The organism is Pontibacter qinzhouensis (genome assembly GCF_008017455.1).
Lineage (GTDB): Bacteria > Bacteroidota > Bacteroidia > Cytophagales > Hymenobacteraceae > Pontibacter > Pontibacter qinzhouensis.
This window is the reverse complement of record NZ_VRTY01000045.1, coordinates 39,390-46,832: the sequence shown is the minus strand read 5'-3', so window position 1 is coordinate 46,832 and position 7,443 is coordinate 39,390. Positions and strand designations below refer to the sequence as shown.

Here is a 7,443-nt window from a genome sequence, read left to right as displayed (position 1 = left end):
AGGTAAAACGGTGGCAGAGCGCCTGTTGCAGCCCAGCATCCGGACGTTTCTTCCTTTACCAGACAACTACGAGATTGTAGAAATTAACACGCCCAGGGGTATTGCTAACCGCAGCATCGCCAAAATTTCCCTTCGCGAAAAATACAACCTCAACCTGATTACCATAAAGCGCGCCTTCGAAGAAATACTGGACGGAAAAGCAACACAAGTAGAGCACATTATAGGTGTACCCAAAGCCGAAACCATCATCTACCCCTCCGACATCCTCATTCTGATAGGCAAAAAGCACGACATCAAACGCTTTATCGAGATTAACAGGTGAGCCAAACCCTTGCCAACCCTTGACACAGAATTGCCTCAAAACCTTTGGAAGGGCTTTTTCATTGGAATAATTGCTGGTTGTTGATTGGTGGTTGTTAAATGGTTCAATTGTTAAATGGTTGTTTCTGATAGTTTTTGGATGACTGAAGCAGCCCTTGACCATTTACAGTTAAAATTCCTACGGAAGGCCAAAATCATTAGAATAATTTCACAGCAAAAAGAGCTAATCTTAAACAATGTATTGCGTCAGGTAGCTACAGAGCGAACACCTTTGCCAGGTGCACCGATTGAAAATAAACTGTCGGGGGAAGGGGCACTCGATTTTTATTTTCTTGATTTTTTTGTTCCTTTTTGTATTAAAACAAACAGAACAAAGAAGCCAGCTATGAAATAATAACCTGCTACTATCACAGCAACAAAAGCAGCTATGCAAACTTAGGCTATAACGCCAGGAGCCTTTGCTGCTGCCTCTCGTTCAAAAGATTAAAAAAAACCAGCTACACAAGGGCACAAAAATTACCTAATAAGTGTCTATAAATAAATAAGCTCAGGAAACAGGTATCTTTCAGCTTTAAAAGATAAAAATTCTTACAGCTGATAGCATGATACTTGTGCGGTTTTACTTACATTTGTAGCTATATGCCTAAACCTAAAACTATTTGCTGTCATGTAAGGCATCTGCTGATGTCTCTTACACTGCTCTGGGCGCTTACGCTCAACGGGCAGGAAGTGATAGCGTTTAGCACTACGGCGAAGGCAAAAGCACCTGTAGCAACTACCAAACTGGCCACAACTCCTGATAAAGAGTCTAAAACGGTGGTGAAGCAGAAGGTGTCGCTGGAGGCAACTACCTCTTTTGTTGCCCTTAACCTGCACCAGGCTATTATTCCGGCTCCGGTGCAGTCGTTTGCAGCCCCTGCCGACGAAGAAATGAAATCATCCGGCCTTGCCCCTCCCGGCAACGGTTTTGTAGCGCAACTTTTTCCTGTTACCATTCAGCCTAACGCCCCTTAGTTAGACTGCCACCTACCCCTATTTCCTGATTTTCCGTGTACTGCGGAACAACTATGCCCCTGTTTGTAGTTTACAAGCACAGCTGGCCTGGTAATCTATCTAGTAATCTTATACTTACCCATACTTAAATTTCTTATTTACCAATGCGGAACAAAAATTTAATCATTGTCCTGACAATACTGGTATCGGCGCTCTGCCTCTACTACTTGTCGTTTTCGCTGATCTCGCGCAATGTTCAGAAAGATGCGGAGGCTTTTGCCACCGATGCACAAGGCAACATAGACTTGGCCAGACAGCAGACTTACCTGGACTCGATCTGGAAAGAGCCTGTGTTTATGAATTACACCTACGAGCAAATCAGCAGCAAAGAGCTTGGCCTTGGCCTCGACCTGAAAGGCGGCATGCACGTGGTGCTGGAGGTATCTCCGGTAGAAATCATTAAATCACTTTCTGGCAACAGCAAAGACCCCAACTTTGTGAAAGCCCTTGCCCGTGCGCAGGAACTACAGAAAAACAGCCAGCAAAGCTTTACCACCCTTTTCGGCGAAGCTTATCGCGAAGTTGACCCTAATGGTCGTTTGAGCCGTATTTTCTCTAACTCCGCTAACCGTGGCCGCATCAGCTACGAATCGTCTAACGCCGAAGTATTAAACGTAATAGACAAAGAGGTGGAAGATGCCATTGAACGCTCCTTTAACATTCTGCGTACCCGTATCGATAAATTCGGAGTAAACCAGCCAAATATTCAGCGCCTGAAAGGCAGCGGCCGTATCCAGATAGAATTGCCTGGTGTAGATAACCCGGATCGTGTGCGTAAACTGCTTTCGGGCATGGCCAACCTGGAATTCTGGGAAGTTTGGACTCCGGAAGAGTTTTCTCCTTACTTTGCTAAACTAAACGATTACTTAACGCAGCAGGAAAAAGCCGGTAAACTGAACATAGGCTCTACTGCTACTTCTAAGCAAGACGCACTCGCTAAAGCCGCCTCTCCTGAAGCAACAGTTGCACCTCAGGCAGAAGACGTGCTGGCACAAGCTGCCGCCACTGATACCACCACTGGCACTACCGACACAACTGCCCTGGCTCAGACTACTCCTGCAGCCGATGGCCTTGACTCACTTGCTGCTGAGCAAAGTAGCGTGCTGGCTCGCCTGTTTACCATGATGCCCGGCGGCTTAGGCGCCAACGTACGCGACACGGCTAAAATCAACGACCTCCTGACAAAAGCAGAAGTTCGTTCTATTTTCCCTTCTAACATGAAATTCCTGTGGAGCGTGAAGCCTGTTACAGGCGACAATCGCCAGGAGTTCGTGGAGTTCTATGCCATTAAAAAAGGCCGTGACGGAAAAGCCCCGCTCGGTGGCGATGCCATTAACGATGCCCGTCAGGATTTCGACCAAGGCGGCCGCCCGGAAATTACCATGAACATGAACCCTGCCGGTGCCAAGCAATGGGCTCGCCTGACAGGTGCCAATGTAGAGCGCCAAATTGCTATTGTTCTGGACGATAACGTATATTCTGCTCCGGTTGTAAAAGGCGAAATTACAGGTGGTAACTCTTCAATCAGCGGTAATTTTACGGTAGAAGAAGCACAAGACTTAGCTAATATTCTGAAAGCAGGTAAAATGCCAGCTCCTACACGCATCGTAGAAGAAGCCATTGTGGGTCCTTCTCTCGGTCAGGAAGCTATTAACCAAGGCCTGACCTCTACTTTAGCAGGTTTGCTGCTGGTGGTTATCTTTATGGTGGCTTACTACAGCCGTGGCGGTCTTATTGCTGACCTTGCCCTTGTGTTCAACATCTTCTTTATTCTGGGTGTACTGGCGCAGTTTAACGCAGCACTCACACTGCCTGGTATTGCCGGTATTGTGCTTACGCTGGGTATGGCCGTAGATGCGAACGTACTCATATTTGAACGTATGCGCGAAGAAGCCCGCAAAGGCCTGAGCATGCGCGAAGTAATCAACAAAGGCTACGACAAAGCGTTCATGACCATTTTGGATGCCAACGTTACTACTTTCCTTGTTGGCTTTATCCTGTACTACTTCGGTTCAGGCCCGGTTAAAGGCTTTGCTATCACCCTGATGATCGGTATCGTAACGTCTTTCTTTACAGCTGTATTTATCTCCAGGCTGTTTGTAGAAGCTACTTTCAAAAAAGGTGGAAAACTGGCTTTCTCTACGGCACTTACCGACAAACTTTTCAACAACATCAAGTTTGATGCTATGAAGTACAGAAAAGCAGCCTATAGTTTCTCACTTGCTGTATTGCTGTTAGGTATTGTAGCACTGGTAGTAAATGGCGGCCCTAACCTGGGCGTTGACTTTAAAGGTGGCCGTTCTTATGTAGTAGAATTCGATTCAGCAGTTCCGGCTTCTGACATCCGGTCTTCGCTGGTAGACAATTTCCAATCGGCTGGTACTGAGGTAAAAACTTTTGGAGCCTCTAACCGTGTGAAAGTTATTACAAGCTGGCTGGCAGACGACGAAAGCACTGAAGCTGACGAGAAAGTAAAAACGGCCCTGGTGCAAGGCCTGGAACAATATAACAACCTGAACCCCGAAATCCTGAGCTCCTCTAAAGTAGGCGCAACTATGGCAGACGATATTCAGAAAACAGCGCTTATTGCGGTGTTGCTGTCACTGGTAGGCATCTTCCTGTACGTGATGCTGCGTTTCAGAAAATGGCAGTTCAGTTTGGGCGGTGTGGTTGCCTTGTTGCACGATGCCCTCATGATTATAGCTATATTTGCTATTCTGGATATGTTCGGTATTTCGTATGAAATGGACCAGGTGTTTATTGCAGCCGTTCTGACTGTTATCGGTTTCTCCATCAACGATACCGTGGTAATATTTGACCGTGTGCGTGAATACATGGATGATAACCCACGATCACCGCTGAGAGATCTGGTTAACCCGGCCCTGATCAGCACCTTCAGCCGTACCATCATTACCTCCGCTACTGTATTCCTAGTAGTATTTGTATTGTTCATCTTCGGTGGTGAAGTACTGCGCGGCTTCTCACTGGCCATGATCATTGGTGTGCTGTTCGGTACTTACTCTTCCTTGTTCATTGCTACTCCAGTAGTAGTAGATACCATGAAAGAGAAGAAAGAACCAGCTGCATCGCTAAAGACAACGCCTCAGGCTCAGACAACAGCTCGTTAATTTCGATACTGCCTCACCAGGCAGTTCAACCTTACTACAAAAGGCAAGACCGGTTATCCGCTAAGGGTAGCCGGTCTTTTTTATAGCCCCCTACCCTTGACCTTTTCAAGCACAAAATGCTTCGGAAGGGCTTTTTCATTAGAATAATTTAGTTGCTGATTGTTAGTTGTTAGATGGTTGATTTGGGTAAATTCCAAATGAGTGGATGATAAAAATTTCAAACTCATAACCTTTAACTCTTAACTAATCAAAAAGTATCTCTGCCGCGAGCTTCCAGCTCGTGGTATTAAATGGAGCGAGTTTTCAACTCGCGTGGACCAGACTTTCAAATTAAAATCAGGATTTCCGGCAGGCATGCGTTGCCAAGATTCAGGAGAAGGTATTTTCTTCCATACATCAGGATGTATACACATGGCCTTTGTGCCTGCCTCCGCGAGTTGAAAACTCGCCATCATAAAAACCATGAGCTGGAAGCTCGCGGCAGCGACCAATTGACCAGCAACGTAAATTTAAAGATGCCTGGTTTTAACCACTCTCTCTACTGTTAGAAGTCTTCACAATAAAAAAGGTCCTGCCCCCGAAAGCGGGCAGGACCTTTTTTTATCAATAATATCTGTGTTTAAATGGTAATACCATCTGCCACTACTTCTCTTACTTCTGGTACCATACGCTTCAGCAGGTTTTCGATACCGGCTTTCAGGGTAACGGTGGCAGAGGGGCAGCCGCTGCACGAACCCTGCAGGTATACAGTTACCACACCATCGTGGTAAGACTTAAACGTGATGTTACCACCATCCTGCTCAACCGCAGGTCGTACATAGTTTTCGAGCAGATCGATAATCTTCTGAGATAATTCGGCATCTTCGGGGGTCGTATCTGCTCCGGCTGTTGCCTCTGTTTTAGCAACCGGCATCTCCGTAAAGATAGGGCCACCTGCCTCTACATAAGACTTCAGGAAGGCGCGCAGCTCCGGAATAAGCTTTACCCACTCTATAGAAGTACTTTTAGTGATGGTTACAAAGTTGCTGGCAATAAACACACGCGATACATAGTCGAAGTTAAAAAGCTCCTGCGCTAACGGTGAGTTCATGGCACTTTCGAGGTTCGGATAGTCTACGCTTTGGCCGTCAGGCAAAAACGCCACGTTCATCACAAACTTCATTGATTCTGGGTTTGGGTTAGCTTCAGCGTAAACTGAAACTACCTTTTCTTTATTTTCTATCATAGAATACGCTGTTTATATTAAAACTTTTCGAATGGTTTTAAAGTTTCCAAAATTACTTAATATTTATGAGAACTCCCATACCCCCCTTTCCTGCACATGTTTAAACACTAGATTGGGAGCATTATGTCTGCTTAACCGTAGCTATTTAGACTAGAAAATGTAACTTTGCGCAACTGTTAAATTTTTGTTTAGCTATAACACCACCTATTTAACATGCTCCAACAAATTACTATTCTGGCGCAGGCGCATCCTGCAGTGCCTGGTTTCCTGATTATCCCGTTCCTGATCCTCATCGGCATGATCGCCAGCGGGCCGATTCTGTTTGGCCATTTCTGGGAGCATAACTATAAAACAGTGGCTGTTACACTGGGGCTAACCGTGCTGGCTTATTACCTGTTTGTGCTGCACGATGTGCACATGCCTATACATACGTTCTTTGAATATGCCTCATTTGCCGTATTGCTGAGTTCGCTTTACATAGCAGCAGGCGGTATTTACATTAACATAAACGCCAATGCCACACCGCTTATGAATGTGGCACTTGTGGCAGTGGGAGCGGTGCTGGCGAACCTGGTGGGTACCACAGGTGCTTCTTTGCTCCTGATCAGGCCATTTATTCGCCTGAACGTGCATCGCATTAAACCGTACCAGATTATATTTTTCATTTTTATAGTGAGTAATGCAGGTGGCCTCTTAACACCTCTCGGCGACCCGCCCTTGTTTATCGGTTTCCTGAAAGGTGTTCCGTTTTTCTGGACACTGCAGCACCTGTTTATGCCCTGGATCTTATCAATAACCCTGCTTTGCCTGGTTTTCTTCCTGCTTGACCGACGTAACAAAGAAACTTTTGTTCCTCGACCTGAAGTGGTAGCAAAGAACGAAGCCAAAACGGAGTTCTACATCAGCGGCAAGCGCAACCTGGCCTGGCTTGCTGTTATTATCGGTGCTATTTTCCTGGACCCAAACGTAATAGAGGAGCTGCCGCATATTTACTATGATGGCAACAGGTTCTCTTTTTTACGTGAGATCATACAGTTAACGGCAGCTTTTTTCTGCTTCAGGTTCTCGAACAAAACCGCTCTGGCTGGCAACAAATTTAATTTCCACCCTATTCTGGAGGTAGTATTCCTTTTCTTTGGTATCTTCTTTTCTATGATGCCGGCATTGCAGCTTTCTGCCGAAATTGCATCTTCGCCACAGTTTGCACAGTACATTACACCAACATTCCTCTACTGGGCTACTGGTTCCTTATCTGGTTTCCTCGATAATGCTCCGACATATGCCAACTTCCTGTCGCTGGCTATGGCTAAATACGACATGGCTCAGAACAGCGTGGTGGAGGTAAGGCAGTTTGCCACAGGCACTGGTGTAGACCCAACAACACTGGTATTGCTGGAAGCCATCTCGCTGGCGGCCGTACTTTTCGGTGCGTTCACCTACATTGGTAACGGGCCAAACTTTATGGTAAAAGCCATTGCAGAAAGTGCTGGTATAAAAATGCCTTCTTTCTTCGCCTATATTCTGCGTTTCTCTATTCCGTTCCTGCTGCCTGTGCTTATACTCGTATGGTACCTGGTGGTGCATGTGCGCATATTCTAACCAGAGCAACAGCAAAGGCTGACATCAACAGGGCCGGATTCATCAGAGAATCCGGCCCTGTTTTTTTACAGAGAAAACCTGTGCAAGCGGTGATAAATTATTCAAATGAAAAAGCCC

The 7,443-nt window shown here is 46.0% G+C and carries 6 protein-coding genes; 5 read left to right on the top strand and 1 reads right to left on the bottom strand.

The genetic code is table 11. The features are described from left to right. The 4 genes from FVR03_RS12995 to secDF all read left to right on the top strand — a co-directional run. A partial coding sequence (locus FVR03_RS12995) for a TrkA C-terminal domain-containing protein (protein ID WP_304608223.1) occupies positions 1-322 on the top strand: 322 nt, incomplete at its 5' end. Positions 323-436: 114 nt separating this feature from the next. After that, the gene (locus FVR03_RS12990) at positions 437-715 is read left to right on the top strand and encodes a hypothetical protein (RefSeq protein ID WP_147922184.1); all 279 of its coding nucleotides are present in this window, start codon (positions 437-439) and stop codon (positions 713-715) included. Between the two features lie 290 nt (positions 716-1,005). Further along, positions 1,006-1,335: an RNA methyltransferase gene (locus tag FVR03_RS12985; RefSeq protein WP_147922183.1), complete on the top strand. Its 330-nt coding sequence runs from the start codon at positions 1,006-1,008 to the stop codon at positions 1,333-1,335. Between the two features lie 143 nt (positions 1,336-1,478). Next, positions 1,479-4,502 carry a protein translocase subunit SecDF gene (gene secDF, locus FVR03_RS12980; RefSeq protein WP_147922182.1) on the top strand — a complete coding sequence of 1,008 codons (3,024 nt, stop codon included), beginning with the start codon at positions 1,479-1,481 and terminating at the stop codon, positions 4,500-4,502. A gap of 619 nt (positions 4,503-5,121) precedes the next feature. Here the strand turns inward: secDF and FVR03_RS12975 are convergent. Then, positions 5,122-5,727, bottom strand: a complete 606-nt coding sequence (locus tag FVR03_RS12975; RefSeq protein WP_147922181.1) for a NifU family protein — start codon at positions 5,725-5,727, stop codon at positions 5,122-5,124. A 213-nt stretch (positions 5,728-5,940) separates the two neighbouring features. Between FVR03_RS12975 and FVR03_RS12970 the strand changes: the two genes are divergently transcribed. Further along, positions 5,941-7,326 carry a sodium:proton antiporter gene (locus tag FVR03_RS12970; protein ID WP_147922180.1) on the top strand — a complete coding sequence of 462 codons (1,386 nt, stop codon included), beginning with the start codon at positions 5,941-5,943 and terminating at the stop codon, positions 7,324-7,326. The last annotated feature ends 117 nt before the right edge of the window (positions 7,327-7,443 follow it).